Origin of the sequence: Actinomadura flavalba DSM 45200, assembly GCF_000374305.1 — a bacterium.
In the GTDB taxonomy this organism is placed as follows: Bacteria; Actinomycetota; Actinomycetes; order Streptosporangiales; family Streptosporangiaceae; genus Spirillospora; species Spirillospora flavalba.
On sequence record NZ_KB894097.1, the window covers coordinates 56,122 to 82,820 of the forward strand.

General features: G+C 74.0%; 22 protein-coding genes. 8 read left to right on the forward strand and 14 right to left on the reverse strand.

Annotated elements, in window-relative coordinates:
- Window positions 1–13: 13 nt before the first annotated feature.
- The 9 genes from C229_RS0118975 to C229_RS0119015 all read right to left on the reverse strand — a co-directional run bounded on the left by C229_RS0118975 (window position 14) and on the right by C229_RS0119015 (window position 11,277).
- A complete protein-coding gene (locus C229_RS0118975; protein WP_018656681.1) occupies window positions 14–1,159 on the reverse strand; it encodes an acyl-CoA dehydrogenase family protein in 1,146 nt (381 codons plus the stop codon).
- Between the two features lie 10 nt (window positions 1,160–1,169).
- Entirely contained in the window at window positions 1,170–2,858 is a 1,689-nt protein-coding gene (locus C229_RS0118980) for an AMP-binding protein (RefSeq protein WP_018656682.1), read from the reverse strand.
- Window positions 2,859–2,871: 13 nt separating this feature from the next.
- Window positions 2,872–3,630 carry an SDR family oxidoreductase gene (locus C229_RS0118985; RefSeq protein WP_018656683.1) on the reverse strand — a complete coding sequence of 253 codons (759 nt, stop codon included), beginning with the start codon at window positions 3,628–3,630 and terminating at the stop codon, window positions 2,872–2,874.
- Window positions 3,631–3,637: 7 nt separating this feature from the next.
- Window positions 3,638–4,561 carry a sulfotransferase family protein gene (locus C229_RS0118990; protein WP_018656684.1) on the reverse strand — a complete coding sequence of 308 codons (924 nt, stop codon included), beginning with the start codon at window positions 4,559–4,561 and terminating at the stop codon, window positions 3,638–3,640.
- Window positions 4,558–5,454, reverse strand: coding sequence for a family 3 encapsulin nanocompartment shell protein (locus C229_RS0118995; protein WP_018656685.1), 897 nt, complete (start codon window positions 5,452–5,454; stop codon window positions 4,558–4,560). The genes C229_RS0118990 and C229_RS0118995 overlap by 4 nt, the downstream gene beginning before the upstream one ends.
- An 11-nt stretch (window positions 5,455–5,465) precedes the next feature.
- Window positions 5,466–6,260 (reverse strand): 2-amino-3,7-dideoxy-D-threo-hept-6-ulosonate synthase, encoded by a 795-nt coding sequence (locus C229_RS0119000; RefSeq protein WP_018656686.1) that lies wholly within the window; start codon window positions 6,258–6,260, stop codon window positions 5,466–5,468.
- Window positions 6,261–6,271: 11 nt separating this feature from the next.
- A complete protein-coding gene (locus C229_RS31105) occupies window positions 6,272–7,540 on the reverse strand; it encodes an aspartate kinase (RefSeq protein ID WP_018656687.1) in 1,269 nt (422 codons plus the stop codon).
- 238 nt (window positions 7,541–7,778) lie between these two features.
- Complete coding sequence (locus tag C229_RS35810) at window positions 7,779–10,616, reverse strand: helix-turn-helix transcriptional regulator (protein WP_018656688.1); 2,838 nt, start codon at window positions 10,614–10,616, stop codon at window positions 7,779–7,781.
- A gap of 31 nt (window positions 10,617–10,647) precedes the next feature.
- Window positions 10,648–11,277, reverse strand: coding sequence for a TetR/AcrR family transcriptional regulator (locus C229_RS0119015; RefSeq protein WP_018656689.1), 630 nt, complete (start codon window positions 11,275–11,277; stop codon window positions 10,648–10,650).
- 612 nt (window positions 11,278–11,889) lie between these two features.
- Between C229_RS0119015 and C229_RS0119020 the strand changes: the two genes are divergently transcribed.
- The 5 genes from C229_RS0119020 to C229_RS0119040 all read left to right on the forward strand — a co-directional run bounded on the left by C229_RS0119020 (window position 11,890) and on the right by C229_RS0119040 (window position 16,754).
- Window positions 11,890–12,438 carry a DUF4262 domain-containing protein gene (locus tag C229_RS0119020; RefSeq protein WP_018656690.1) on the forward strand — a complete coding sequence of 183 codons (549 nt, stop codon included), beginning with the start codon at window positions 11,890–11,892 and terminating at the stop codon, window positions 12,436–12,438.
- Window positions 12,439–12,470: 32 nt separating this feature from the next.
- Window positions 12,471–12,980, forward strand: a complete 510-nt coding sequence (locus tag C229_RS0119025; RefSeq protein ID WP_018656691.1) for a GNAT family N-acetyltransferase — start codon at window positions 12,471–12,473, stop codon at window positions 12,978–12,980.
- Window positions 12,981–13,262: 282 nt separating this feature from the next.
- Entirely contained in the window at window positions 13,263–13,892 is a 630-nt protein-coding gene (locus C229_RS0119030) for a hypothetical protein (protein ID WP_018656692.1), read from the forward strand.
- Window positions 13,893–13,993: 101 nt separating this feature from the next.
- Entirely contained in the window at window positions 13,994–16,081 is a 2,088-nt protein-coding gene (gene glgX, locus C229_RS0119035) for a glycogen debranching protein GlgX (RefSeq protein WP_018656693.1), read from the forward strand.
- A gap of 19 nt (window positions 16,082–16,100) precedes the next feature.
- Window positions 16,101–16,754 (forward strand): SDR family NAD(P)-dependent oxidoreductase, encoded by a 654-nt coding sequence (locus C229_RS0119040; RefSeq protein WP_026313937.1) that lies wholly within the window; start codon window positions 16,101–16,103, stop codon window positions 16,752–16,754.
- Between the two features lie 3 nt (window positions 16,755–16,757).
- Here the strand turns inward: C229_RS0119040 and C229_RS0119045 are convergent, their stop codons facing one another.
- Window positions 16,758–17,165 (reverse strand): hypothetical protein, encoded by a 408-nt coding sequence (locus C229_RS0119045; RefSeq protein WP_018656695.1) that lies wholly within the window; start codon window positions 17,163–17,165, stop codon window positions 16,758–16,760.
- Between the two features lie 110 nt (window positions 17,166–17,275).
- Here C229_RS0119045 and C229_RS31115 point away from each other — a divergent pair, with 110 nt between their 5' ends.
- Window positions 17,276–17,986: an SDR family NAD(P)-dependent oxidoreductase gene (locus tag C229_RS31115; protein WP_018656696.1), complete on the forward strand. Its 711-nt coding sequence runs from the start codon at window positions 17,276–17,278 to the stop codon at window positions 17,984–17,986.
- 6 nt (window positions 17,987–17,992) lie between these two features.
- Here the strand turns inward: C229_RS31115 and C229_RS33035 are convergent, their stop codons facing one another.
- Together C229_RS33035 and C229_RS0119060 are read right to left on the reverse strand one after the other, a co-directional pair.
- Window positions 17,993–19,156, reverse strand: coding sequence for a tetratricopeptide repeat protein (locus C229_RS33035; RefSeq protein ID WP_018656697.1), 1,164 nt, complete (start codon window positions 19,154–19,156; stop codon window positions 17,993–17,995).
- Window positions 19,140–19,853 carry a dihydrofolate reductase family protein gene (locus C229_RS0119060; protein ID WP_018656698.1) on the reverse strand — a complete coding sequence of 238 codons (714 nt, stop codon included), beginning with the start codon at window positions 19,851–19,853 and terminating at the stop codon, window positions 19,140–19,142. Before C229_RS0119060 ends, C229_RS33035 begins: the two co-directional genes overlap by 17 nt.
- Before the next feature lie 62 nt (window positions 19,854–19,915).
- Between C229_RS0119060 and C229_RS0119065 the strand changes: the two genes are divergently transcribed.
- Window positions 19,916–20,998, forward strand: a complete 1,083-nt coding sequence (locus tag C229_RS0119065) for an ATP-dependent DNA ligase (protein WP_018656699.1) — start codon at window positions 19,916–19,918, stop codon at window positions 20,996–20,998.
- A gap of 43 nt (window positions 20,999–21,041) precedes the next feature.
- On the opposite strand, the gene C229_RS0119070 is transcribed toward C229_RS0119065, so the two are convergent.
- Entirely contained in the window at window positions 21,042–22,721 is a 1,680-nt protein-coding gene (locus C229_RS0119070) for an alkaline phosphatase D family protein (protein WP_018656700.1), read from the reverse strand.
- A gap of 180 nt (window positions 22,722–22,901) precedes the next feature.
- Here C229_RS0119070 and C229_RS0119075 point away from each other — a divergent pair, with 180 nt between their 5' ends.
- Window positions 22,902–25,268 (forward strand): HelD family protein, encoded by a 2,367-nt coding sequence (locus tag C229_RS0119075; protein ID WP_018656701.1) that lies wholly within the window; start codon window positions 22,902–22,904, stop codon window positions 25,266–25,268.
- Here the strand turns inward: C229_RS0119075 and C229_RS0119080 are convergent.
- The gene (locus C229_RS0119080; protein ID WP_018656702.1) at window positions 25,240–26,634 is read right to left on the reverse strand and encodes a sulfatase-like hydrolase/transferase; all 1,395 of its coding nucleotides are present in this window, start codon (window positions 26,632–26,634) and stop codon (window positions 25,240–25,242) included. The two genes, C229_RS0119075 and C229_RS0119080, sit on opposite strands and share 29 nt — an antisense overlap.
- Window positions 26,635–26,699 lie beyond the last annotated feature (65 nt).

The following is a 26,699-nucleotide window of genomic DNA, read 5'->3' on the forward strand; positions in this document are numbered from 1 at the left end:
GGCTTCTCCTTTCTCAGGGCGCGGCCTCGCGGCCCAGCAGCGTGCGGGCCACGACGAGCGCGGTGGCGTTGGCGGTGCCGTCGGCGATCTCCAGGCCGACGCCGTCGCGGAGCCGCCGCGTGACGGGGTTGTCGGTGCTCCAGCCGTAGTGGCCGAAGGTCAGCAGCGCCTGGTGCAGCGCCTCGACGGCGACGCGCGGCGCCCAGTTCTTGGCCATGTTCGCCTCGGCGCGGTGGTCGAGGCCCTGGTCCTTGCGCCACAGCGCCTCGTAGGCGAGCAGCCGCGCGGCCCGCAGCTTCGTGACGTGCTCGACGAGCGGGAACGCGACGCCCTGGTAGGTGCCGATGGCCGCGCCGAACGCGGTGCGCTCGCGGGCGTACTCCAGCGCGGCGTCCACCCCGGCACTGGCCGAGCCGATCGCCTCCAGCGCCATCAGCGCCCGCGAGTAGTCGAACCCGCGCATGACGCCGACGAACCCCTCGCCGAGGCCGCCGACGACGTTCTCGGGGCCGACCGGCAGCGCGTCGAACTCCAGCGTCGCGCGGCGCCCGGCGCGGTGGCCGAGATCGTCCAGCACGGTCCGCTTCACGTGGGAGTCGGGCAGTTCGGTGAAGAACGCCGTGATGCCGCGCGCGCCGTCGTCGCCGGTCCGGGCGAAGACGAGCCCGTGCGTGGCGTAGCCGCCGATCATGATGGACGTCTTGGTGCCCTCCAGCCGCCAGCCGCCGCCGTCCGGGCGGGCGGCGAGCCCGATCCGGGCGGCGTCGGTGCCGCGCTCGGGCTCGGTCAGGCACAGCGCCACGACCGCCTCCCCGGACGCGATCTTCGGCAGCCAGGCCGCGCGCTGGTCGTCGTCGCCGTTGGCGGCGATGATCGAGCCGATGAGCGCGGCGTTGAGCACCGGATGGCAGGCGGCGGCCTCGCCGCGCGCCAGCTCCTCCAGCGCGACGCCGACGGTGACGGCGTCGTGCCCGGCGCCGCCGTACTCGGCCGGGACGCTCAGCGCGAACAGCCCGGCGCCGGACAGCGCGCTGAAGAACTCGGGCGGGAACCGGCCGTCGGCGTCGTGCCGGTCGGCGTGCGGGGTCACCTCGTCGGCGACGAAGGCCCGCACCTTGTCGGCGACGGCCCGCTGGTCGTCGGTGAACCGGAAGTCCATGGTCGCCTCCTCACGCGTCCTGGAACTGCTCGCGGAGCTTGAACTTCTGCACCTTGCCGCTGGGGGTCTTCGGCAGCGCGTCGGCGTACTCGATGCGCTCGGGCCAGTACTGCTTGGCCATGCCGATGCCGCCCAGGTGCTCCTGGAGGTCGGGGATGCCCAGATCGGCGTCGCCCTCGGGGACGATGACGGCGCAGGCGCGCTCGCCCAGCCGCTCGTCCGGGTACGCGACCACCGCGATGTCCTTGATGTCGGGGTGGCGCAGCAGCGCGGCCTCGACCTCGACCACGGGGATCTTCTCGCCGCCGCGCGAGATGACGTCCTTCTCGCGGCCCGCGATGCGGATGCCGCCGTGGCCGTCGGCGCGGGCGAGGTCCTCGGTGTCGAACCAGCCGTCGTCGGTCAGCGCCTCGGCGTAGACGTCGGGACGCCGGTAGTAGCCGAGGCACTGGTTGGCGCCGAGCACCTGGAGGCGCCCGTTCTCGCCGTCCCCGACCGGCTTCCCGTCCCGGTCCACGATCCGGACCCGGTTGCCGGGCAGGACGCTGCCGTCGCTCTCGGCCGCCCGCATCGGCGGGTCCTGCGGCCGGGTGACGGTGACGCAGCCGTTCTCGGTCATCCCCCACAGCGCGTACAGGCGGCAGCCGAGGACGTCCCCGGCCTGCTCGACCAGCACGGGCGGGATGGGGGCGCTGCCGGTCGCGAAGGTGCGCAGCGCCGACAGGTCGCGGCCCCGCTCCTTCTGCTCACCGATCAGGTCGACCAGGAACGGCGGGGCGCCCATGAAGAAGGTGACCTTCTCCTCCTCCAGGATGCGCAGCATCGCCCCGGCGTCCCAGGCGTCGATGTGCACGCACGTCGCGCCGACCGTGAGCGGCATGACGAAGTTCCACGTGTAGCCCGCGTTGTGCGTCGTCGGGGAGCCCATCGCGGTCACGTCGTCGCCGGTGACGCCCAGCGCCTCGGCCTGCACGTGGTTCGTCGCGTACAGGGTGTTGTAGGTGTGGACGGCGCCCTTCGGCTCGCCCGTCGTGCCCGAGGTGAACATGATGTAGGCGATGTCGTCGGCCGTGGCCGGGACGACGTCGTCGATGCCGGTGTGCACGGCGTCCTCGCCGCCGGGGTCGCCGAGCAGCGCGGCGTGCAGGTCGAGCGCGCCCGCCAGGCCCGGCCCGGCCGGGTCGGCGTCGGCGGCGCCGAGCAGCACCCGGTGCCGCAGCGTCGGGACGTCCTGGGCGACGTCGGCGCTCATGTGCGCGTAGGAGAAGCCGCGGTACTCGGCCGCCGCGATGTAGACGGGCGCCTCGGTCAGCTCCAGCATGAACTTGATCTCGCGGTGCCGCATGATCGGCACGACCGGCACGATGACGGCGCCGATCCGCGTGCACGCCAGGTTGACCGCGATGAACTCCCACGAGTTGGGGAGCTGCACGACGACGGTGTCGCCGCGTCCGACGCCCAGCGCCGCCAGCCCGCCCGCGACGCGCTCGGCGGCGCGCTCCAGCTCGGCGTAGGTCAGCGACTCGGGCGGACGGCCGTCGGTGCGGTGCGCGACGACGGCGCGGTGCCCGGGACGCTCGCGGGCGTGCCGCCGGACGTCGTCCAGCAGCGTCGCGTCCTCGCGCCACACCCCCAGCTCGCGGTAGTGCGCGGCCTGCTCGCCGGTGGGGGTGAACAGTTCGGTCAGTGCGGTCGTCATGGGTCGTCTCCTCTCAGAGCACGGCTCGGGTGTTGCCGCCGTCCACCAGCAGCAGGGCGCCGGTGACGAAGGACGCCTGCTCGCTGGCCAGGAACGCGGCGAGGGCGCCGAAGTCGTCCGGGTCGCCGACCCGGCCGAGCGGCACCTCGGACCCGCACGTCTCCGGGTCGGAGCCGTTGGGGCCCTTGAGGGCCTTCGTCGCGTGGTAGCCGGGGGCGAGGACGTTGACGGTCACGCCCGCCGGGCCGAGGGTCTGCACCAGGCTGCGCGCGTACCCGAGGACGCCGAGCCGGGCCGTGCCCGACAGGACGTTGTGCGCCATCGGCTGCTTGACCGACTCGGAGGTGACGAGGACGACCCGCCCCCACCCGTTCTCCTTCAGGTACGGCAGCGCCGCCTTGGTCATCGCGATGTGCGGCAGCATCGTCGTCTCGACGGCGCCGCGGTAGTCCTGCACGCCGAAGTCGTCGGTGGTGCCGAACGTGACGCCGCCGGTGTGGCTGACCAGGACGTCGATGCCGCCGAGGTCGCTCGCGCTGTGCTCGACCCACCGCTCGACGGCGGCCGGGTTGGACAGGTCGACGACGGCGCTGCGCACGTCGCCGGACCCGGCGGCGGCGACGTCCTTGTGCGCCTCGGCGAGCCTGTCGCCGTCGCGGGCGCAGATCGACACGCTCGCCCCCTCGGCCGCCAGCGCGCGGGCGGCGCCGAGGCCGAGCCCGCTGCTGGCCGCCGCGACGAGCGCGACCTTGCCGTTCAGTCCGAGATCCATGGGGGGTTCACCCTCCGTATCCGTAGCGGAGGAGCTGGGGGGCCGCGGCGGCCGTGGTGACGGCGCGGGCCTTCCAGTCCAGGTCGGTGCGCCAGCGCTCGTCCGCGCGGATGGCGACGGCGCCGGTCTCCAGGCGGTCCGGGTTGCCGGTGACGGTGTGGTTGCCGGTCAGCTCGACCGTGCCGTCGTCCACCGGGTTCGGGCCGCGCACCCCGGCGAACGCGAGCACGCCGGCGACGACGCCGCGCGGGTCGCGGCCGAAGTCCTCGTGCCGGACGCGCGTGAAGCGGTCGCCGGGCAGCGCCCCGGGCAGCCCGATCAGGTCGGAGGCGAGGTTCACCGCCGACCACGTCGCGGTGCTGCGCGCGGGGGGCATGGCGTCGATGTACTTCTTGGAGCGGCTGTAGGAGTAGGCGGTGGCGCGCGGGTCGCGGACCATGTGCAGGACGCGCAGGTCCAGGTCGTCGCGTCCGCTGAGCGCCGCCGCCTCGGCCGGGTACTTGGAGCTGTCGACGATCAGCTCGACGCCGGGCTGTTCGGCCAGCGCCCGGTAGATGTCGGCGGTCACGTCCAGGACGCGCCGCACCCCGGCGGGCGCGGGCAGCCCGAAGCGGGCCTCGGCCAGCCGCGCCGGGGTGTCGCGGTGGCGCAGGTGCCGGTCCTGGATGCGGGAGATGAGGCGGGCCGCGTCCTGGCTCGTCGGGACGCTCGCGCGGTCCAGGATCACCGACCACATCGGGCACTCGCCCAGGTCGCCGCCGCAGCCGCAGGTGGAGTTCGTCCCCGAGCGCAGGATGCCGTTGCGCCACAGGTAGTGCAGTTCGCCGATGTGGACGACGCCGGGCACCTCGTTGAGGACGTTGCCGAGCATCGTGGAGCCGCAGCGCGTCATCCCGGTGATGTAGAGGACCTTGGGCCTGCCGCCGCTCATGCGTCGCCCCCGAACGTCAGCTCGACGAAGTGCTGGGGCAGGTGGACGGCGAGCGCGAACCGGCTGCGCGCCTCGATGACGCCGCCGTCCTCGGGGCCGTCGCCGCGCCGCAGCGTCAGCGACGACACGTGCGGGTCCAGGACGGACGCCGCCGCGCGGAAGTCCCCGAGCAGCAGCCGGTCCTGCGGCATCATGCGGGTCCGCGCGACGCGGACGCCGGCCTCGGCGAGCCGCTCCAGCATCCCCGACTCCACGAACTGCCAGTACACGTTGGGGTGCGCGACGATCCCGTCGCACGATCCGCCGGTCTCCTCGACCAGCGCGGCGGCCTCGGTGACGGCCGCGACCGGGCGCCGGCCGGTCTCGGCGCGGCGCAGCTCCGGCAGGCTCAGCAGGCCGGGCAGGTCGCCGCCGTCGCCGTGCAGCAGGAGCTGGTTCTCCCGGACGCCGATGCGGACCAGCACGCGGTAGTCGATGAACGCCGCGAGCAGGCTCGGGTGGCCGAGCGCGCCGGGCGGCAGCGGCACGGCGATCTCGACGTCGAGCGGCTTGGCGTGCTCGATGCGGGGCGTGAAGCCCCATTCGAGGGTGGCGTCGTAGCTGGTGCCGCTGGTGGCGCGGCCGTCCCCGGCGGGCGCCTCGGCGAAGTACGGCCACGGCTCGTCGCGGATGTTGGCCATCCGCAGCAGTTGCCGGACGGTGTAGCGGGGCCGGTTGGCGAACAGGGGGAACGCCGTCGGCAGGTAGACGCGGTAGGGGACGGTCACGTCGCCGCCGGAGCGCAGGTCCGCCGTCGCGGCGAACTCCTCGCCCGGCGACCGCGACGTCGCGGCGGGATCGGCCAGGAGCTGCCGGGGCTCGGTGTCGGAGATGGTGTTCTGCTGAACGCTCACGTCGGCTCCTCTCAGCGCACGGCGGCGAAGCGGCGGGCGGGCTGGTGGACGGCGTCGGACACGCGGCGGGCGACGGCCGCGGGGTCGTCGGCGGCGAAGACGTTGCGGCCCATGGCCACTCCGGCGGCACCGGCGGCGATGGAGGCCGACACGCGGTCGCACAGGGCGTCGGTGTCGTCCACCTGCGGGCCGCCCGCCATGACGAGCGGGGCCGGGCAGGCGCGGACGAGTTCGGCCACGCCCGCCTCGTCGCCCGGGTGCGGGATCTTCACGACGTCGGCGCCGAGGTCGGCGGCGAGCGTCACCGCGTGCGCCAGGATCTCGACGTCCTTGGGGTCGTCGATGTTGGGGCCGCGGGCGTACATCATGGCCAGCAGCGGCAGGTTCCACCGGTCGCACGACTCGGCGACGTTGGCGAAGTCGGCGACCTGCTGCGCCTCCTCCCGCGAGCCGATGTTGACGTGGACGCTGACCGCGTCGGCGCCGAGCCGCAGCGCGGCCTCGATGCTGGCGACGAGGTACTTGGCGTCGGGGTCGGGGGCATGCGCGGTGCTGGCGCTCAGGTGGACGATCAGCGCCATGTCGGCGAAGTGCGCCGGGTCGACGTGCTTGGCCGCGCCCTTGTGCAGGACGACGGCGTCCACGCCGTTGCCCGCCAGGACGCCGACGAGGCCGTCCAGCGAGGCGTCGGTGTCCAGCGGCCCGTCGGTCACGGAGTGGTCGAGCGGCACGATCATCATGCGGCCGTCGCCGGTGCCGAGACGGCTCAGACGCAGCCTGGTCCCGAAGGGGGTGTGCTCGGTCATCAGGGGTCCTCTCAGGCGGGTACGGTGGCGTCCTTCTCGTCGTCCAGGCCGAGGTGGTGGAACAGGGTCGCGACCGAGTCGGGGACGCGGTCCTCGGGGACGAGGAGGGACGTGCGGGACGGAGTGCAGGCGATGCATTCGGCCCCGATCCCCCGCGTCGCCAGCTCGCCGAGGAGTTCGGCGGTGAGCGCGGGGCGGCGCAGCAGTCCGGCGCCGACGATCGAGACCTTGCCGAGGGGGACGCGGGCCTCGATCGACCCGTGCCACCCGACGCGGGGGGTGAGCGCGGCGCGGACGTCCTCCAGCTCGGAGCCGGGGACGCAGAACGCCAGGTGCAGGTCCTCGTGGGGTTCGGCGGCCCAGCCGACCGCGTCGGCCGTGATCTGCATGTCGGCGAGCGTGTCCAGCACGCCGACACCGGTCAGGCCGTGGTCGCGGGGCGCGCGGACGACGACGCGGGCGACGCCGAGTTCGTGGGTGACCGCGACGACGTCGGCGCGTTCCCCGTGCATGACCCGGTGGAGCATCTCGGTCTTCCTTCCGACGATGGTGCTTCCGGTGCCGGAGCCCGCGGTGTTCCGCACGACGATGTCCAGGTCGTAGGCGGCGGCCAGTTCCACGGCCCGGCAGTGCAGGACGCGGGCTCCGGCGACCGCCATCTCGGCCATCACGCGGGCGTCCACCGCCGGGAGCACCGGCGCCCCCGGCACCAGCCGGGGGTCGGCGGCGTGCACGCCGTCCACGTCGGTGTAGATCTCGCAGACGGGGGCGCCGAGCGCGATGGCCAGCGCGATCGCGCTGGTGTCCGAGCCGCCGCGTCCGAGCGTGATGACGTCGGTCTCCTCGGCGGTGCCGTCGTCGCAGCGGGCCTGGAAGCCCGCGACGATCACGGCGTGGCCCTTGTCCAGCCAGGCGCGGACGGGTCCGGGCTCGACGCCCGTGACCACGCCCGCGCCGGGGCGGCCGGTGGCGCGCAGCCCGGCCTGCGGGCCGGTGAGCGAGACGGCGGGGACGTCCCGCTCGCGCAGCGCGATGGCGAGCAGCGCGGCCGAGGCGACCTCGCCGGTGGCGAGGAGCTTGTCCACCTCGGCGGGCTGCGGGGAGACGCTGACGGCGCCGGCGGCCCGGATCAGCGCGTCGGTGGTGTCGCCGCGCGCCGAGACGACGACGACCTGCGCGGTGCCGCGCCCGTGGGCGCCGGCCACCTGCTCGGCGACCGCCGCGATCTGCTCGTCGGTGGCCAGTGAGCTGCCGCCGTATTTCCGGAGGGTAATGTTCATGGAACGGTACCTCGCGCGAGTTCGACACGTTGTTCGCGTGATTACCAATATGCGCGGCCCGGCCGGTTCACCACCATCCCGAGAACACGGGATGCCCGCGGGGTCACGTGCCCGGTGGCGGCGACGGGCATCGCGTATTCACGGGATAAATGGCTGTGAACTGCGAAAACACGTCAGGCGCGGCCGGAGGGCCACGCCTGAACGGTAGCTGAAAGTTTGCTGAAAACGTTTCAATCGGTCAGGTGCCCTGGGTTCGCTCCCAGGCCAGGAATTCGCGCGTCATCTCGACGCGATTCGTCACCCCGAATTTCCGGAAGCTGTTCCGGACGTGCGTGTCCACGGTGTGCGGCGAAATGCGCAGGCGGGAGGCGATCTGCCGGTTCGTCAGGCCGTCGGCCACGAGCCGCGCCACCCGCCGCTCCGACCGCGTCAGCACCGGCCCGTCCGGCGCCACCGGCACCACGGGCGGCGCCGCCGCCGGTGCGGCCGGACGCGGCGCGGGCGCGGGCGCGACGCCGGGCGACGCCGCGTCGGTCAGCAGCTTGCGCACCCGGTCGGCGTCGCGCACCGCTCCCCCGGCGTACCAGGTCTCGGCCGCCTCCTCCAGCAGCGCCTGCGCGCGGGCCGCCGAGCCCGCCGCGCGTTCGGCCGCCGCCGCGTCCTCCAGGGCCGCCGCGCGGGCGAACGGCCGCTCGGTCCACCGGTACAGCTCCACCGCCTCGGCCAGGTCGTCGGGGGCGCCGGTCACCAGGCCGTGGCCGTGCGCGGCGACCGCCGACGGCCACGCCACCCCCGGCAGCCCCGCCGCCTGCTCGCGCAGCGCCGCCACCAGCGCGCGGGCGTGCCGTCCGTCGCCGCACCGCGCCGTCAGCCGGACGAGCGTCCCCGCCACCAGCGGGCAGCCCTTGATCAGCGAACTGCGCGCGGGCGGCGCCGTGCACAGCCCGACCGCCGTCCGGCACGCCTCCTCGTGGCGGCCCGCCGCCTCCTGGAACAGCAGCCGCCGCCACGCCAGGTGCCCGCCGTGGTCGCCGTTCAGCCCCGACACGCGGCCCGCGCGGCGCAGCGTACGGTGTGCCGCCGCCAGGTCGTCGCCGCGGATCTGCGTCTCGGCCAGCAGCGTCAGCAGCGGCAGCGCCAGCGGCCCCGGCTCCGGGCCCGGCAGCCGCCGCAGCCCCTCGGACGCGTCCTCGGCCGCCTCGCGCAGCCGTCCCGCCGACAGCCGGAGCTGCGCCCGGTGCAGGCACCACAGCGGCCCCGACCACGTCGTGCCCAACTCCGCCGCCTCCTGCTCGGCCAGGTCCAGCACCGTCCCGGCGTCGGCGAAGCGGTCCAGCCCGATCAGCGGGCGCACCAGCCACAGCCGCGGGTGCCGCTGCCGCTCGCGCGGCCCGGCCGCGTCCGCGACGGCCACCGCCTCCCGTGCCGCCGCCAGCGCCCGCGTGTAGTCGCCGCGCGCGCTCGCCGCGACGCTGGCCGCGATCCCGCCGAGCACGCGGGCGCCGTCGCGTCCGGTCAGGCGGCCCAGCTCCTCGGCCTGCGCGGCGGCGCACTCGGCGTCGTCGGCGGCGCCGCCGCTCATCAGCCCGTACGCCTGGAGCGCCAGCAGCTCCGCGCGCAGCGGGTCGGTCACGCCGGGCCGGGCGAGCGCGCGCCGGGTGTGCTCCACCAGGACGGCGTCGTCGCCCAGATGCCGGAGCGCGTCGGCCAGCCCGGTCAGCAGCCGGGTCTCGGTCTCGGCGTCCGGCGCCGCCGGGAGCGCCCGCTCACCGAGCGCCCGCGCCCGCGACGCGCGGCCGGACAGGGTCAGCAGCCGCATCGCCTCCACCGTCAGCTCGGTCACCGAGCGGGTGCCGTCGTCCGACCCGTCCGGCGGGGTGAGGTCGAGCGCGCGCATCGCCAGGTCGGCGGCCTCGGCGGGCGACCGCGCCGCCCGCCGCCGCACCGCCTCGCGCAGCACCCCGACGGCCTGCGCCGCGCCCGGGTGCCCGCTGCGCAGCAGGTGGTCGGCCGCCTCGGCCGCGCCGCGCCCCTCCTGGCGCACCACCCCGGCGGCCTCGCGGTGCAGCGCCGCCCGGACGGGCTCGCCCAGCCCCGCGTACACCGCGTCGCGGACCAGCCGGTGCCGGAAGTCCAGTTCGGCGCCGGTCGCGCGCAGCATCCCGGCCGCGTCGGCGTCCTGAGCCGCGCCCGCCAGCTCCACCGCCGACCGGCCCGTGAGCCCCGCCACCTCGTGCACGGTGAACGGACGGCCCAGCACCGCCCCGGCCTCCAGCAGCCGCCGGGCCGAGTCGGGCAGGTCCCCGAGCCAGGCGCCGACGCGGTCGCAGAAGCGCGGCGGCAGCGGGCCCGCCTCGACGAGCCGCACCCTCCCGTCCACCACGCGCACGCGCCCGGCCGCGCTCAGGCAGCGCAGCAGCTCCTGGCACAGGAACGGGTTGCCGCCCGCGCCCGCCAGCAGCTCCGCCAGGTCGTCGCCGGGCGGGGCCCCGGCCGCCCGCGCGCACAGCCCCGCGACGTCCTCGTCGGACAGGTCGTCCAGCACCACGCGGTCGGCGCCGTCACCGACGAGCGCGTCCACCGCGTCCCGGGCCGGGCCGCGCGTCCCCGCCGGACCCGCCGCGAGCACCCACAGCACCGCGCCGGACGCCGCCGTCAGCGTGGGCAGGCCGTGCGCGGTCAGCTCGTCGGCGAGGTGGACGTCGTCCACGCCGATCAGCAGCGGCCGGTCGGGGCGGACCGCGCCGAGCCGTCCGGCCAGGTCCGACAGCAGCAGCCGGTCGCGGGCCGGGCCCGCCCGGTCGTCCGGCCAGGGCGCCAGCAGCGGGCAGCCCGCCAGCACGCCGGTCAGCGTCGCCAGCGGCGCGGCACGGTCCAGGCCGGTCGCGCGGCCGGTCGCCGTCGTCATGCCCGCCCGGCGGGCGAGCGCGACGGTCTCGGCCAGCATGCGCGTCTTGCCGGTGCCGCGCGCGCCGTCGAACACCAGCACGCCGCCCCGGCCGGTGCCGAGCCGCCGCAGCGCCGCCTGCGCGGCCCCGGCCGCCGCGGCACGGCCGGGCGGAGGAGAAAGGTCCACGGGAACGTCCCCCACAGCGCTGGGCGCGGGTCTAGGCCCGGGCCGGCGCCGGGCCGGTCAGGACGCCCGACAGGACGATCTCCGTGGCCGCCGCCAGCGCGGGGCCGAGCGGGAACGGCGGCTCGGCGTCGCCGCCCGCCCAGCGGTACAGCGTGCCGAGGTACAGGTCGCGCAGCACGACGCCCGCCGTCATCGGGTCGACGTCGGCGCGGACCTCGCCGCGCGCCACGCCCTCGCTGACGACCTGGGCGAAGCTGTAGGCGATGTAGGGCGGTTCGGTGACCGGGGCGCCGGTGCGGACCCACGCGGGCAGCAGCGCGCGCGTCACGTGCCGGTCGCGTTCCTCGCGTTCGGCGAGCACGCGCATGCACCGCAGCAGACGCCCGGCGAGGCCGGGACCGCGGGTGCACTCCTGGAGGATCGTCACGCCGATCTCGCGGCGCCGCTCCTCGCCCCAGGCGAGCAGGATGTCGTCCTTGCGGGGGAAGTAGTTGAAGACCGTGGCGCGCGCGACGTCGGCCGCCGCCGCGATCTGCCCGAACGACGTCGCGGCGTAGCCGTGCTCGACGAACAGCGTGACGGCCGTCTCGTACAGGGTGGCGCGCAGCGCCGCGCGGCGGCGGGCACGGCGGCCCGGAGAGGAAGGCGGGGGGTCGGGCATCTCCCCGTTGTAGTGCGGAAATTCCCGTCGATCAAGACGATCACCACTTTCGGTGACCCCGCGAGCGCGTTCGCGTGAACATTTCCCCCACCTGCTCAAATGGTCACCAAAAGTCGACTGGACTCGTGTCGGCGACGGCCGCGAAATGGTGTTTCCGCTGGACGTCGGCGTGATCACTAGATCGGCTCGCATCATGAAGGTTCGACTCTCCACTCGGTGGCCGGGGAACGGACCTTGGACCGCGCTCCAGGTCCGTGGGCGGAACCGGCAGCTCGGGCGCGCCGCGCGGCATCGCGTCGGCTTCCGCATCGTTCCCCGCGACAGGCGTCCATCCACCTTGACCCTGTCCGGAGTCGGCCAGTGGAAAGACTCGTCATAGAGTGGACCCGCGTCCACGTTCCCGAACCGCCACCACCGCTCGGCAGGCACCGGGAAAAACACGCCGCATTTCGATCGCGCACACCCGTGAACGGCTTGGAAACCGGAAGTGGACGACCTCGGGACACCCCTCTCGCGCCCCCGTCCTCCGTCACGGACGCCGCGAGCGGAAGACGCCGCCCAAGGCGGACGGCGGCGCGAAGGCGGCCGCGCGGTCCCCGTTAGGCTGCGGGCATGTCGGACGGTCCGCCCCCCTGCGCCTGCGTGCTCTGCCACGACTACGGCGACCGCGACCGGATGGACACGTTCCTGCTGCGCACGATCGTGCACATCTCGCAGTACGGGTGGAGCGTCGTCCTCGTCCCGGCCGACGAGCGCGGCCCCGGCTGGGCGTTCACGATCGGCCTCTGGCACGGGCACCGCGCCCCCGAGCTGGCCATGTTCGGCGCCGACCTCTACGAGATGGAGGAGACGCTGAACACCCTCGGCCGCGCGGCGGCGGAGGGCCGCCCGCCCGCCGACGGCGAACGCCGCCCCGGCCTGCACCGGGGCCGCCCGGTGGCGTTCCGGCAGGTGGAGACCCGCTGGTACGAGGCGCTGTTCCGGGGCGCGACGGCCTTCTACCGGCGTCCGCCGCTGCCGTTCCTCCAGGTCGTCTGGCCGGATGAGGACGAGCTGTTCCCGTGGCAGCCCGGCACGACGCTGGAGTTCCGGCACACGCAGCCGTGGCTGTGGCTGAGCCCGCGCGCCCACCCGTCCGGCGCCTGGACCCGCCACCTCTGACGCGCCCCGAGGACGGCCGTTAGGGTCGGCGGGTGCACGCACCCCTGGCGGAGACCCTCACCACGCGGCGCCTGACGCTGGAGCCGCTGACGGTCCACCACGCCGCCGAGATGGCCGCCGTCCTCGACGACGACCGCCTGCACACCTACATCGGCGGCGCCCCGCTCTCGCCGGCCGAACTCCGCGCCCGCTACGAGCACCTGGCGGCCGGTCCGTCGCCGTACCACCAGGAGGCGTGGCTGAACTGGATACTGCGCCGCACCCGCGACGCCCGCCCGATCGGCTACGTCCAGGCGACGATCACCCCGGCCCCGGCGGGCCTCCAGGCGTCGATCGCCTGGGTCACCGCCATGCCCTACCAGGGCTTCGGCTTCGCCACCGAGGCCGCGGCGGCGATGCTCGCCTGGCTGCGCGGCCACGGCGTCACGTCGATCGTGGCGAGCGTCCACCCGGACAACGCCCCGTCGACGGCGGTCGCCCGCAAACTCGGCCTCCACCCCACCGAGCCCCACGACGGCACCGAAATCCTCTGGCGGCTTTAGTTTTGTCCTTTTTGACAGGCAATGCCGCCAATGTGGAATGGTGGTAATTGCACGACAGAGAAGTCCCGGTTAGGGTCAACGCACAGAAAAAGCCCGGCCAAGTCTTCACCGATGGCCGGGCCAGAAAATAGCTATGCCCCGGGCGGCATGTCCAGACGAGCTGGACAGAGGCGGACCCGGGGCTTCCACGGACAACGTTACCACAGTCACGCGGACACGCCACCCCGCTCCGCGCTCCACCTGGGAGACCACCGATGACCGAAGCGCCCCCCGCCTGGACAGATGTTCTCCTCTGTCCGGCTCGCGCCCTACCTTCGGGCGGCGGACGGCGACCTTGACCGCGCCTTGGCCCTTTACCGGTGGAATCTGGAGGTCTCATCCGGGTTCTACGCACCGCTGCACTTCCTGGAGGTCGCCTCGCGCAACGCGATGCACACCCGGCTGCGGGAGAAGTGGCGGCGCGACGACTGGTGGCGCAAGGCCCCGCTGTCCGACGAGGGCCGCCGCAAGGTCGACCGGGCCCGCCGTCAGGCGTCCGAACGCCTGGCCCGGAGCGGGCGCCGGGTCATGATCCCCGACGACGTGGTGGCCGAACTGACCTTCGGTTTCTGGGTCGAACTGCTCAGCCGGCCCGCCGACCGCGATTTCTGGGTTCCGTCGCTGCACGGAGCGTTCCCCGGTTACCGTGGTCGCCGCGCCGAGCTGTACCGGCTCATGAAGCACATGGTGCTGTTCCGCAACCGGATCATGCACTACGAGCCGGTGCACCACCGCGACCTCGGCGCGGATCACCGCACGCTCTACCTGCTGCTCGGCTGCCTCAGCGGCGAGATGGCGGAGTTGTGCCGTGAGCTGGACGCCGTCCCCGCCCTGCTCGCGCGGCGGCCCGATCCGGGGAGCGCCTCCCGATGAGCCCGCACGGATGCGGTGCGTGTCACAGGCTGGTCTCGGTGACACTGGGTGGGCGGGGAACGGGGTAAAAGTCTGACACCAGAGCGCGAGGGAGCGGTTCCATGCAGGAGGTCTGGCCGGGTGACGCCTATCCGCTGGGGGCCACCTGGGACGGGTCGGGGACGAACTTCGCGCTGTTCTCCGAGGTCGCGCACCGGGTGGAGCTCTGCCTGTTCGACGAGGACGGCCGCGAGACGCGGTACGACCTGCCCGAGGAGGACGGGCACGTCCGGCACGGCTACCTGCCCGGCGTCGGGCCGGGCCAGCGGTACGGGTACCGCGTGCACGGGCCCTACAGCCCCCGCGACGGCGACCGCTGCGACCCGTCCAAGCTGCTGCTCGACCCGTACGGCAAGTCCGTCGAGGGCGAGGTGCGCTGGCACGAGTCGCTGTTCGCGTACCGCTTCGCCGACCCGGGCAGCCGCAACCACGACGACTCGGCCGCGTACATGCCGAAGAACGTCGTCATCAACCCGTTCTTCGACTGGGGCGACGACCGGCCGCCCCGCACCCCCTACCACGAGACGATCATCTACGAGGCGCACGTCAAGGGCCTGACGGCGCTGCACCCGGACGTCCCGGAGGAGCAGCGCGGCACGTACGCGGGGCTCGCGCACCCGGTGATGATCGACCACCTGCGCGATCTCGGCGTGACGGCCGTCGAGCTGATGCCCGTCCACCAGTACGTCCCCGAGCACGCCATGGTCGCGCGCGGCCTGACGAACTACTGGGGCTACAACACGATCGGGTTCCTCGCGCCGCACAACGCCTACAGCGCGTCGGGGCAGCGCGGCGAGCAGGTGATGGAGTTCAAGGCGATGGTCCGCGCGCTACACGAAGCGGGCATCGAGGTCATTCTCGACGTCGTCTACAACCACACCGCCGAGGGCGACCACCTCGGGCCGACGCTGTCGTTCCGGGGCATCGACAACAACGCCTACTACCGGCTCCGCGACGACGACCGCCGCTACCACCTCGACTACACCGGCTGCGGCAACTCGCTGAACGTCCGCAGCCCGCACGCGCTCCAGCTCATCATGGACTCGCTCCGCTACTGGGTCCTGGACATGCACGTCGACGGGTTCCGCTTCGACCTGGCCTCGGCGCTGGCCCGCGAGCTGCACGACGTGGACCGGCTCGCCGCGTTCTTCGACCTCGTCCAGCAGGACCCCGTCGTCTCCCAGGTCAAGCTGATCGCCGAGCCGTGGGACGTCGGCGAGGGCGGCTACCAGGTCGGCAACTTCCCGCCGCTGTGGACGGAGTGGAACGGCAAGTACCGCGACACCGTCCGCGACTTCTGGCGCGGCAGCTACGCGACGATGCCCGAGTTCGCGTCCCGGCTGACCGGCTCGTCCGACCTGTACGAGAACAGCGCCCGCCGCCCGTTCGCGTCGATCAACTTCGTGACCTGCCACGACGGCTTCACCCTGCACGACCTCGTCTCCTACGACGAGAAGCACAACGCCGACAACGGCGAGAACAACCGCGACGGCACCGACGACAACCGTTCGTGGAACTGCGGCGCCGAGGGGCCGACCGACGATCCGGGCGTCCTCGGCCTGCGCGCCCGGCAGAAGCGCAACTTCCTGGCGACGCTGCTGCTGTCGCAGGGCGTCCCGATGCTGTCGCACGGCGACGAGCTGGGCCGCACCCAGCACGGCAACAACAACGCCTACTGCCAGGACAACGAGCTGGCGTGGGTGCACTGGGACGACCGGCAGGACCTGGAGTTCGTGCAGGCCCTCATCCGGCTCCGCCGCGAGCACCCGGTGTTCCGCCGCCGCCGCTTCTTCGACGGCGTCGGCACCGGCGCCCAGGCCGACCTGGCCTGGCTGACCCCGGCGGGCGACACGATGACGGGCGGCGACTGGGACGCCGGCTACGCCAAGTCCCTCGGCGTCTACCTCAACGGCGACGCGATCAACGAGCCGGACCGGCGGGGACGTCCCGTCCGCGACGACTCCTTCCTGCTGCTCATCAACGCCGGGGCCGACCCGGTCACGTTCACGCTGCCCGGCCCCGACTACGGCGAGCACTGGACGTGCGAACTCGACACCGCCGCGCCCCGCACCACGCCCGACCGCGCCTCCAAGGCTCGCGACCGCATCGCGGTGGCCGACCGCTCCCTGACGGTGCTGCGGCGGGTCTGAGCGCGGGACAATGCCCGGCATGGATGCACCCGTGTACGTCGTCGTCGGCGCCGGTCCCGGCCTGGGGCTCGCCGCCGCCCGCCGCTTCGCCCGCGCGGGCCACCGCGCCGTCCTGGCCGCCCGCCGCCGCGAGGACGCCGAACCCCTCGCGGCGACGCTGCGCGCCGAGGGGCACGCGGCCGAGGGCGCGGGCGTCGATCTCGCCGACGCCGACGACGTGACGCGCGTCGTCGCGGAGATCGGCGCGCGGCTCGGCCGCATCGACGTCCTGCACTTCAACCCGAGCGTGTGGCGGGCGAAGGGCCCGCTGGAGCTGACGGTCGCGGAGCTGCTGGAGGACGTCACGCTCGGCGCCGCCGCACTGCTCCCGGCCGTGCAGGCGGCCCGTCCGTTCCTGCGTCCGGGCGCGCGGGTCCTGGCCACCGGCTCGGTCGCGGCGGACGCGCCGCCGGTGTCGGCGGCGTCGCTGGGCGTGCAGAAGGCCGCCGTCCGGAACCTGATCACCGCGCTCGACGCGGCCCTGTCCCCCGCCGTCCGGGCCGTCACCGTCCAGGTCAACGGGACGCTCGCCGACGACGGCCCGTTCGCCCCGGCCGCCGTCGCCGACGCGCTGTGGGCCGCCGCCGCCCGCCCGGACCGCGACTGGACCCCGTACGTCGCCTACGACGGCTGAGGTTCAGCGCCCCATCCGCAGCGCCGTGGCGAAGACGAGGACGAACGTCACGGCGGCGAGCAGCCCGTGCGTCAGGACGGCGGCGCGCGGGAAGCCGTCCTCGGTGCCCCGGGCGTGCCGTCCGCCGCGTCCCACGAGCCACCGGGTGAACAGCAGGAACCCTTGGAACGCGACCAGCACCAGCAGCCCGAACGCCACCCACGCGAACGCGGGATGCCCGCCGAGCAGGTGGACGACCCAGGCGCAGAGCCCGGTCAGGGCCGTGAACGGATGCGCGGTCAGCAGCAGCAGCGGATACCGGGTCACCTTCGTGGCCTGCCGCCGCAACCCCCCGCGCCCCCACCAGCGCGTCAGCAGATAGGCCCCGACGGCGGCCGTCACCGACCACGCGAGCAACGCGGCAACGCCCATCCCGCCTCCTCACCGAACCCCCAGTCTCCCCCCACCCCACCCACCCCCGCCCCCTTTCCCCAACATTCGTCACCCACCGTGGACACCACCCGTCCCGCTACGCTCGCCCCATGGCGGAGCACACGTACGTGGTGGCAGGCGGGGCCGGGATCGTCGGCGCCTGCGTCGTCACGTCCCTGCTGGCGCGGGGCGCCACCGTGTACGTTCCGTCACGATCACCCGAGCGTCTCGCCGCACTGCGCGAGAGCGTCCCCGCGCCGCACCGGGCGCGGCTGCGTGCGGTCCGCGCCGACGTGGGCGACCCCGCAGGCGCCGCCCGGTTCCGCGACCTGGTCGCGGCCGAGGCGGGCGCGCCCGACGGCGTCGTGGCGGCGCTGGGCCGCTGGTGGGAGGGCCTGCCGCTCACCGAGGTCCCGCTGGACACCTGGACCCGCGTCCTGCGCGACAACCTGACGAGCCACTTCGTCGCCGCCCAGGCGTTCGTGCCCCTGCTGGCGGACCGTCCGGGCGGCGTCTACGTCTCCCTCAACGGCATCGCCGCCCTCAAGCCGGTCCCGCTGTCCGGCCCGGTCTCGGCCACCGACGCCGCCCAGCACATGCTCATGCGGACGTTCGCCGCCGAGAACCCCGCCGTCCGCATGCACGAGATCCTCGTCCTCACCCCGGTGGTCACCCCCGCCTGGCCCGCGGACGACCCCGTCGACGCCCGCTGGCTGTCGGGCGAGACCGTGGGCGCCTACGTCGCGGACGTCGTCACCGGCCCCGGCGACGGCACTCCGTTCGACCTCCGCCTCCCGCACGACTGGGACGTCTGGTCCTGACGGCGGTCAGGGCGAGGGGTTCTCCCGCGACCGGCGCCGCAACCGGCGGCGCCCGCGCCGGTCCGCCCCGGCGTGCGGCACCCGCACGATCATCTGGAGCACCGTGAACAGCGCGACGGACCCGCCGAGCAGCAGCGCGATACTGCCGAAGTTCTGCCAGAAACCCCCGGCCTTGAGCACCAGCGCCCCCGACCCGACGAGGAAGCCGACCAGCGCCACGAATACGGCGAGGACCTCGATGAGGTTGACCAGGCTCTGCGACACGATGCGCTGCGCCGTCTGCGAGTAGCCCGACAGGTCGGCCTTGACGTCGTCCAGATACGCCTCGGACTCGGCCCTCAGCCGGGCGCTGATCGCCTCGGCGGCCCGCTCGACCTGCTCGTTGAGGAGCTGCGTCGTCTTGATCAGCTCCCGTTCCCGGACGTAGTCCTGGTGGACGAGGTTCATCCCCACCGGCAGCAGCGCGATCGCCCGGTCGACCGAGTGCAGCGCGTCGTCGAGCCGGCCGAGCCGGCGCAGCGCGTACGCGCGCCAGAAGTACAGGTTGTAGCCGTCCTCGCCGCGCCCGATCATCTCGTCGGCGAGGTCCATCATCTGCTCCGCCTGGTCGTCCAGGTCGACGCCGAACCAGAGGGCGTGCAGGCACGTGTAGCGCGTGGCGCTGTCGGTGTCGGGCATGGCGCGGGCCCGCTCCAGCAGCGGACGTCCCCGCTCCGAGCGCAGGCCCAGCGCGGCGAGCGCGGCCATCGACGCGAGGTAGCCGTCGTCGCGGAAGTCGCGCAGCCAGACCTGGCAGCGGTCGTCCAGTTCCTCGAACTTGAAGTCGAAGCGCAACCGGCTGCCGTGCGCGTAGGCGACGACGCGGGCCGCGTGCTCCGGATACGGCTGCGCCGAGCAGGCTCCGGCGTCCTCGGCGGTGGGGATGCGCTGCCCCACCTCCCGCGCCTGCCAGCACAGGTTGGAGGTGACGCGGCGCAGCACCTCGCGGGAGACGTCCGCGCGGCCGGTGATCTCGGCCAGTCGGAAGATCCAGTCGAGGGAGCCGTCCGCCTCGATCAGCGGGGCGATCTCCTGCTCCAGGATCTCGACCTGGCCGGTGTAGGAACTCACGCGCCGCAGCGCCTGTTCGGCGCGCCCGGTCTGGGAGGGGATTTCAGGCGTGGGAGGCACGTGAGCACCCTAGGCGATAGCGCACGAAGAGAACATCTTCATCCACGTAGAGCGCGGACGTCGTCAGCGGGCGTTCGCGGGTGAGCGCGCCGAGCATGCGCGTGTGGTGCGCGGTGCCGTGCAGGGTGGGCGCGATGTTCAGGCAGAGTTCGTCGGCCAGATCGGCGTTGATGAGGGCGGTGGCGAGCCCCGGACCGCCCTCGCAGAGCAGCCGGTCCAGGCCGTGCTCCTCGCGGAGGAGGCGGCAGGCGAGGGCGAGGTCCACGTCGTCGTCCCCCGCCTCGATCACCGTGGCGGGGACGCCGGGGCGGGCGGCCCGCCGCGACGTGACGACGAGGGTCTGCGTCTCGGCCGCGGTGAACAGCGGCAGCGTCCAGTCCAGGTCGAGCGTGCGGGTGAAGACGACGATCGGCGCGGGCGGCGCCCCCCGGCGCTCGCGGAGATCGGCGCGGAGGCGGGCGGGGCCGAGCCGCCCGGTCCGGGCGGTCGCCGCGCCGACGAGGATCGCGTCGCTGAGCGCGCGCAGAACCCGGAAGACGCGGAAGTCGGCGTCTCCCCCGATCCCGTTCGTCCACCCCTCGGCGTCGGTGACCGAGCCGTCGGCGCTCGTCACCATGCCGATGCGCAGGGGTGGGGGGTCCGCGTAGGCGGTCCAGGGGTCGGTGTCGGTGGCGGGTTCGGGTAGGAGGCGGCGCATGACCTGGAGGTTAGCCGGACCCGGTCGCGCGTTCTGTCGGGGGCGGGGCGCAGGATGGGGGTATGGAGCTGCCGATCAGTCCGCCGCTGGCGCCGATGCTGGCCAAGGCCGTCAAGACCATGCCGCGGGGCGACATCCTGTACGAGCCGAAGTGGGACGGTTTCCGGTGCATCGTCTTCCGGGACGGTGACGAGGTCGAGCTGTCCAGCCGGGGCAAGAAGCCGCTCACGCGGTACTTTCCCGAGCTGGTCGAGGCCGTGAAGCGGGAACTGCCGGAGCGGTGCGTCGTCGACGGGGAGATCGTGCTGCGGCACGGTTCCCGGCTCGACTTCGACCGGCTCCAGCAGCGCATCCATCCGGCGGCGTCGCGGATCAAGCTGCTGTCGGAGGAGACGCCCGCGTCGTTCGTGGCGTTCGACCTGCTCGCGCTGGACGGCACGTCCTACCTGGACACGCCGCTCGGGGAACGCCGCGAGCTGCTGACCCGCGCCCTCGCCGACGTGAGCGCACCGATCCACGTCACCCCGGCGTCCGACTCCTACGACCTCGCGCTGCGCTGGTTCGACGTGTTCGAGGGCGCCGGGCTGGACGGCGTCATCGCCAAGCCGACCGACCTGGCCTACCAGCCCGACAAGCGCGTCCTGTTCAAGGTCAAGCACGAGCGCACCGCCGACTGCGTCGTGGCCGGGTTCCGCTGGCACAAGTCCGGCCCGATCGTCGGGTCGCTGCTGCTCGGCCTCTTCAACGACCAGGGGCACCTTCAGCACGTCGGCGTGGCGGCGTCGTTCACGATGGCGCGCCGCGCCGAGCTGGTGGAGGAGCTGGAGCCCTACCGCGCGACCGATCTGTCCGGGCATCCGTGGGAGGAGTGGGCGCGGCAGAGCGAGGCGACGGTCGACCGGATGCCCGGCGCGGTCTCGCGCTGGACGGGCAACAAGGATCTGAGCTGGGTCGCGCTGCGGCCGGAGCTGGTGGTCGAGGTCGCCTACGAGGCGATGGAGGGCGACCGTTTCCGGCACACGGCCCGGTTCCGCCGCTGGCGCCCCGACCGCACGCCCGAGTCGTGCACGTACGAGCAGTTGGAGGTCCCGGTCGCCTACGACCTCGACGACATCTTCTCCAACCCCCACCCGGACCGGGCGTGACCGTGCCCGGCCGTCCGGCGCGCGGACGGCCGGGCACGGGCCGTCAGGGACGCTCGGTCTCGTTGCCGACGGTCTCGCGGATGAGCTGCTCGTCGCTGCGCCGCAGCTTGGTCTCGGCGTGGGGACGCAGGTACGCCTGCTGCGGGCCGGGCACCCGGTCCTCGATGACGTAGGTGGCCTTGGTGGAGATCGGCGCGCCCGGCGTGCGGACGGTGGGCAGCGTCCGGAAGTCGGCGCGGAACTCGGTCTGGCTCACCTTGGTCAGGACGTAGCCGCGCTGGTTGTTGTAGAAGCGCAGATGCGGGTTGATCTTGAGGAACGGCTGGCTGGACGGGTCGGAGTCGGCGCCGTCGCCGTTGCTGGTGACCGAGGTGCAGACGAGTTCGGACCCGACCGTCTTGGACGACGGGTCGTCGTAGTCGGCCTTGAGGTCGCTGGCCCAGTGCGCGTGGACGTCGCCGGTGAGGACGACGGCGTTGCGGACGCGCGCGTCGACCCAGCCCTTCGTGATGCGGTCGCGGGAGGCGGCGTAGCCGTCCCAGGAGTCCTGGCTGGTGACCTTGAGCGGCCCGGCGTTGTTGTCGCGCTGGGCGAAGAAGACCTGCTGGCCGAGGACGTCCCAGCGGGCGGCCGACCGGCGGAAGCCCTCCAGCAGCCACTTCTCCTGCGGCTCGCCGGTGATGGAGCGGGCCGGGTCGGTGGCGGCGGGGCAGTCGCGGTAGCCGTCGCCGCAGCCCTGGTCGTCGCGGAACTGGCGGGTGTCGAGCATGTGGAAGTTCGCCAGGCGGCCCCACGGGACGCGCCGGTAGAGCTGCATGCCGGGGCCGCGCGGGATCGAGCCGCGCCGCAGCGGCATGTTCTCGTAGTACGCCTGGAAGGCGGCGGCGCGGCGGCGCTCGAAGTCGGCGGGGTCGGGGGTGTCCGACGACGCTTCTGGGAACGTTCCAGCCCAGTTGTTCTCGACCTCGTGGTCGTCGAAGACGACGAGCCACGGCGCGACGGCGTGCGCGGCCTGGAGGTCGGGGTCGGCCTTGTACTGGGCGTGCCGCTGCCGGTACCCGGCGAGGGTGACGGTCTCGGGCCCCTCGTGGTCGCGGACGTTGCCGCCGGGGATGTTGTAGACGCCCGCGCGGTACTCGTACTGGTAGTCGCCGAGGTGCAGGACGAGGTCGGGCTGCTCCTCGGCGAGCCGCCGGTACGCGGTGAAGTAGCCGTGCTCGTACTGCGAGCACGACGCGAACGCCATGGTGAGCGCGGGGCCGAAGGTGTCGGGCCGGGGCGCGGTGAGCGCGCGGCCGGCGGGCGAGAGGTGGCGGCCGACCTTGAACCGGTACCAGTACTCGGTGCCGGGCCGCAGCCCGCCGAGTTCGACGTGGACGCTGTGCGCGGCGGAGGGCCGCGCGACGGCGGTGCCCCGCCGGACGATCCGCCGGAATCCGGCGTCGGCGGCGACCTGCCACTCGACGGTGAACGGGAACGACGGCATGCCACCGAGCCCGTCGTCGGCGAGGGGGTCGCGGGCGAGCCGCGTCCACAGGACGAAGCCGTCGGGCGCGGGGTCGCCGGAGGCGACGCCGAGCGTGAACGGGTCGCCGAGCAGTTCGCGGGTGGGCGCGGCGACCGCGGTGGCGGTCACGGAGGCGGGGAGCGCGGTGGCGAGGGCCGCGGTCGCTCCGGCGGTCACGAAGGAGCGGCGGGCGAGAACGAAGGGAGCATTGGCCATCAAATCGACCTTTCACGGCGTGTCCGGCACTTGATCCGCCGGACAGCCTCGCGAAGGCCAATGGCCGGAGGTTTCCACAAAGATGACCGTTGGCACAACGTCGCGCCAACAGTGCTAAGATAGCTCGCCTCTGGTTTTGACGCAGAGAACCCCCATCCTGAAAAGGAGAGTAGCCGACACATGGGTGCCCGTCAAGTCAAGTCCGCTCGCGCCACGGCCCTGGAGACCGAGCAGCGGCACGTCTCCCGCGTCTACGCCCGGCTCGACGCCGAGCGCGCCGCGGCCGAGGACGCCGTCGCGGCGGGCCCCGGCGCGGGCGGCGGCGCCGGGTTCCAGGCGCGCGTCGAGCGGCAGGCGTCCGTCGAGGAGGGCGCGCGGCGGCTCGCCCGGCTCGGCGGCGTCGAACGCGCCCTCTGCTTCGGCCGCATCGACCACCGCGACGGCGACACGTTCTACGTCGGCCGCATCGGCCTGCGCGACGAGGACCGCGAACCGCTGCTCATCGACTGGCGCGCCGAGGCGGCCCGTCCCTTCTACACCGCCACCGCGGGCGACCCCGGCACCCTCGCCCGCCGCCGCCACCTGCACCTGCGCGGCCGCACCGTGCAGCGGGTGGACGACGAGGTCTTCGACCTGGCGGGCCTCGCCGAGGACGACCGGGCCGCCATCGTCGGCGAGGCGGCCCTGCTCGCCACCCTGCGCCGGGGCCGGACGGGCCGGATGGGCGACGTCGTCGCCACGATCCAGGAGGAACAGGACGAGGTCATCCGCGCGGGCCTGCACGGCGTGCTCGTCGTGCAGGGCGGTCCCGGCACCGGCAAGACCGTCGCGGCGCTGCACCGGGCGGCGTACCTGCTGTACACCTACCGCGACGTGCTGGAGCGGCGCGGCGTCCTGGTCGTCGGCCCGAACGCGACGTTCCTGCGCTACATCGAGCAGGTGCTCCCCGGCCTGGGCGAGACCGACGTGGTGCTGACGACGGTCGGCGGCCTGTTCCCCGGCGTAGACGCGACCGAGGCCGACGTGCCGGACGTCGCGGTCGTCAAGGGCGATCCGCGCATGGCGGACGTGATCGAGCGGGCCGTCCGCGACCGGCAGCGCGTCCCGGCGGGCGGCCTGGCCGTGGACTGCGACGGGATGACGCTGCGCGCCGACGAGGACGCCTGCCGCGCCGCCCGCGACCGCGCCCGCGCGCTGCGCGCCCCGCACAACGTGCAGCGCCGCCTGTTCGTGCACGAGATCCTGGACGCGCTGGCGCTCGACCGCGCCCGCCAGTACGACGCGATGGTGGACGAACCGCTCGCCGAACTGCTCGAACCGGGCAAGACGCCGAAGTGGCTGCAAGAGCTGCTGGACGAGGCCGAGGACGACCCGCTGCTCGACGCCGAGGACATCCGGCTGTCCAAGGAGACCCTCTGGCAGGACCCGGCCGTCCGCGCCGCGATCGACGCGCTCTGGCCGGAACTGACCCCGCAGACCCTGCTGGACGCGCTGTTCTCCGACGCCGCGCGCCTGCGCTCGGCGGGCGCCGTGCTCACGGGCGCCGAACGCGCGCTGCTGGAGCGTCCGCCCGGCGTCCCGTGGACGGTCTCCGACGTCCCGCTGCTGGACGAGGCCGCCGAATGGCTCGGCGCCGACGATCCCGCCGAGCGCGCCCGGCTCCGCGCGGCCGAGCGGGCCCGCGCCGAGGAGGAGCGCTACACCCGCGAGGTGCTGGAGTCGGCGGGCGTCGACGAGTCCTTCATCGACGCCGCCGAGCTGGCCGACCGCACCACCGACCACGGCCCGCACCGCACGACGGCCGAGCGCGCCGCCGCCGACCGCACCTGGGCGTACGGGCACGTCATCGTGGACGAGGCGCAGGAGCTGTCGGCGATGGCGTGGCGGGCGCTGATGCGCCGCGTCCCGACGCGGTCGCTGACGGTCGTCGGCGACATCGCGCAGACGGGCAGCGCGGCGGGGGCGCCGTCGTGGGGCGCGATGCTCGACCGGTACGTGCCGGGCCGGTGGCGCGAACAGCGCCTCATGGTCAACTACCGCACCCCGGCGGCGATCATGCGGGTGGCGGCGGACGTGCTGGCGGAGGTCGCGCCGGACGAGACGCCGCCGGTGCCGGTCCGCGACGACGGCCCGCCGCCGCTGGCGCGGCACGTCGAGCCGGGCGACCTGGGCGCCGCGCTGCCCGGCCTGGTCGCCGCCGAGCTGGCCGAGGTCGGCGCGGACGAGCAGGCCGGACGGCTCGCGGTGATCGCGTCGGCGCGGCGGCACGCGGCCGTCCGCGCGGCCCTGCCGGACGCGGCGGCGGGCGCGACGCCCGAGGCGCTGGACTCCCCCGCCGTCGTGCTGACGGCGGAGGAGGCCAAGGGCCTGGAGTTCGACACGGTGATCGTGGTCGATCCGGCGGGGATCACGGCGGGCGGGCCGCGCGGCGGGCAGGACCTCTACGTCGCGGTGACGCGCGCGACGCGCCGCATGACGGTCGTCCACCACGGCGACCTGCCCGCCGCGCTGCGCCGGCTCACGGATACGGCAGCAGACCCGCGTTGATCTCCGTCCAGCGGGCGGCCAGCGCCCGCACCACCTCGGGCTCGCGGACGGCGAGGTTCGCCTGTTCGCGCGGGTCGGCGACGACGTCGTACAGGGCGTCCGCCGACCCGGCCCGCAGGTACTTGTACCGGCCCCGGCGCAGCGCGCGGGATTGGCGGGTGCGCCAGAACAGGTCGTGGCCGGGGGCCTTGGCGCCGCGCAGGAGGTAGGGGGCGAGGCTGCGGCCGTCGAGCGGGTGGGAGGCGGGCGGGGTGACGCCGGCGATCTCCAGCAGGGTCGCGGTCCAGTCCTGGGTGATGACGGGGACGTCGCTGACCTGGCGGGGCCGGATGCGGGCGGGCCAGCTCAGGATGTTGGGGACGCGGATGCCGCCCTCGTTCAAACTGGCCTTGGCGCCGCTGAGCGGCCAGTTGTACGACCAGCGCTCGCCGCCGTTGTCGCTGGAGAACAGCACGAGCGTGTCGTCCTCCTGGCCGGTGGCGCGGATCGCGGCCAGGACGCGGCCGATGGCGGCGTCCATGGCCTCGACCATGCGGCGGTAGGTGTCCAGGGAGCCGCCGTCGTCGTGCCAGAGGGCGCGGTTGTCACCGGCGTTGACGCGGGCGGTGATCTCCTCGCTGACCTTGCGGTCGCCGGGCGCCTCCCAGGGCCAGTGCGGGGCGGTGAAGTTGAGGTTCAGCAGCCACGGCTTGCTCCGCTTCTTCCGGACGTACTCGGCGGCGCGGTTCGCGATCGTGTCGGTGTAGTAGCCGAGGTCCTTGGTGGGGACCTCGCCCTCGTACAGGTCGACGTTGCCGGGGCCGCTGACCTTGGAGTAGTAGTCGACGGCGCCGGACAGGTTGCCGAAGAAGGTGTCCCAGCCGGATTTCAGCGGGCTGAACCACGGCAGGAAGCCGCAGTGCCACTTGCCGAACATGGCGGTGTCGTAGCCGGAGCCTTTGAGCAGGTTGCCGAGCGTGGGGTGGTCGGCGGGGATGCCGAGCAGTTCGTCCGGCCGGGCGATCGGTTCTTCCAGGCCGCCGCGCAGGCGTCCGGGGTAGCGGCCGGTGTAGAGGCCGAAGCGGGTGGGCGAGCAGACGGCGGCGGCCGAGTAGGCGTCGGTGAAGCGGACGCCCCGCGCGGCGAGGCGGTCCAGGTGCGGCGTGCGGATGTGCGGGGAGCCGTAGCTGCTGAGATCGGCCCAGCCGAGGTCGTCACCGAGGATGACCAGGATGTTCGGGCGCCGGTGCGGGCGTCCGTGGGCGTCGGCGCGGAACGGCCGCTCGTCGGCGCGCGCCGATCCGGCGGCGCCGATGAGGGCGCCGGACGCGGCGACGGCCCCGGCGGCGGTGACGGCGGTGCGGCGGGTGATCGCGGGGTCGGTCACAAAAACCTACTTTCTAGATCAATTCAACCGAGATAGTAGGGAATTAGATCGCAGGTCGTCCAGCC